The organism is Mesorhizobium sp. M7A.F.Ca.CA.004.12.1.1 (assembly GCF_003997835.1).
GTDB lineage: Bacteria > Pseudomonadota > Alphaproteobacteria > Rhizobiales > Rhizobiaceae > Mesorhizobium.
Genome location: NZ_RZRK01001063.1, coordinates 1 through 1,696, shown reverse-complemented (window position 1 = coordinate 1,696; position 1,696 = coordinate 1). Strand labels below are relative to the sequence as shown.

Below are 1,696 nucleotides of genomic sequence, written 5' to 3'. Positions count from 1 at the left end.
GTGCCGTTATTCGCCACGGCCGCAACACCGCCTCGAGCTGGACGCCATGCCCATCGCCGTCTTCGGGAATTAGCTTGATCTTGGGCGCATGTGGTGCTGCTCTTTGCCGTCGAGCCGCGTGAAGAGGAACGCCACGTCACCAGAAAGGCTGAGTCGCTCGGTGAGTTGCGTCTGCCCGGCCAAGCCGAGTCGCAGCGAATGCCAATCGTTGTCCTGGCTGAGAGGTTGACGTAGGTGGGACGGTTGGCACACAGGTTCCCCAGTTGGTCGCCTGCTGCGTGCAACCGAAAGCATCGTAGCTCTCGTGCCAGAAATTGTTGCCAACAAAAGCACCGATGCGGTAGCGCGGTGAGTTCAAGAAATTATATCCAAGATCGGCGGTGAAATAGCTGACGCCGCCCCCGCGCTGATCACTGAATGTGTTTGAGTAGCCCCCCATTTCCGTAAGAAGTCCTCGTCATGAGAAAATCCTCCCTGATGCCGCCCGCACCGAGGAGGCCTTTACGAAAATGCCAGTCGGATTGTGGACTCGAATGCGCGTCTAGATCGTCATAGGTGAGCCGCGAGACCAGTGACGTACCTTTATGATTGTAAAGTTCCTTCGATGCGTTGCCGGTACTGGCCAGTAACGTAGTCCACCCTCGAAGGAAAAGACTGAGGCCGCCGACCCGGCTACCGACGCCGACTCGCAATCACCGGCACTCGACGGCGGTTCGGAACTTCTCGGTGCCGCAGCGCCGGCCAAGCCGGACGGGCCCGGTGAAAAATTCGTCGTCGAGGGCAAGGCGCCCGCTGCTGCGCCCGGCCGCGCCGACGATTTTTCTTGGCCGCCAAGGCGGCAGCCTGCGGCCGGGGCCACAACCGAAACGACCACGGCGATCAGTCCGTAAGCTGCCCGGGGCAGCGGAAGGGCGGAAAGCGCCTTCAGGTGGCCGCACAAGTAGGGTCTCGAGACGGACTCAGCGCGGCAGCACGCTCGATCCCATCAGCGCCTCATCGATGGCGCGCGCCGCCTGGCGGCCCTCGCGGATCGCCCAGACGACCAGCGACTGGCCGCGCCGCACGTCGCCCGCCGCATAGAGCTTTTCGACGCTGGTCCTGTAGTCCCGGTCATTGGCCTCGACATTCTTCGAGCGGCGGCTGTCAATGGCGATCTTCATCTGGCCGGCCAGTTCCGACACCGGCCCGCGAGCGGCTGGCCCGGCAAAGCCGATGGCGATGAACGCGAGATCGGCGCGGATGACGAATTCGGTGCCGGCGATCGGCTTGCGCTTTTCGTCGACTTCGCAGCATTTGACCCCGGTCAGCTGGCCGTTTTCGCCGATGAATTCAAGCGTCGCCACCTGGAATTCGCGCTCGGCGCCTTCGGCCTGCGAGGATGACGTGCGCATCTTGGTCGCCCAGTATGGCCAGACCGACAGCTTGTCTTCCTTTTCCGGCGGCTGCGGCCGGATGTCGAGCTGGGTGACGCGCACCGCGCCCTGGCGGAAGGCGGTGCCGACGCAGTCGGAGGCAGTGTCGCCGCCGCCGACGACGACGACATGCTGGCCGCCGGCGAGGATCGGATGCGACGGCCACGCCACCGACTGGATCGGTTCGCCGCCGACACGCCTGTTCTGCTGCACCAGATAGGGCATCGCGTCATGCCCGCCGCCGAGATCGTCGCCGGGAATGCCGGCCGCGCGCGGCGTTTCGG

1 protein-coding gene and 1 pseudogene are annotated in these 1,696 nt (G+C 64.3%); one reads left to right on the top strand and one right to left on the bottom strand.

What is annotated here, in order from left to right; all coding sequences use genetic code 11:
* Positions 1-695 precede the first annotated feature (695 nt).
* A pseudogene (locus EN984_RS39135) lies at positions 696-890 on the top strand (DUF459 domain-containing protein); the annotation flags it as partial.
* A 69-nt stretch (positions 891-959) separates the two neighbouring features.
* Here EN984_RS39135 and EN984_RS33595 read toward each other — a convergent pair.
* Positions 960-1,696: FAD-dependent oxidoreductase (locus EN984_RS33595; protein ID WP_164765876.1), on the bottom strand; the 737-nt coding region annotated here is incomplete at its 5' end.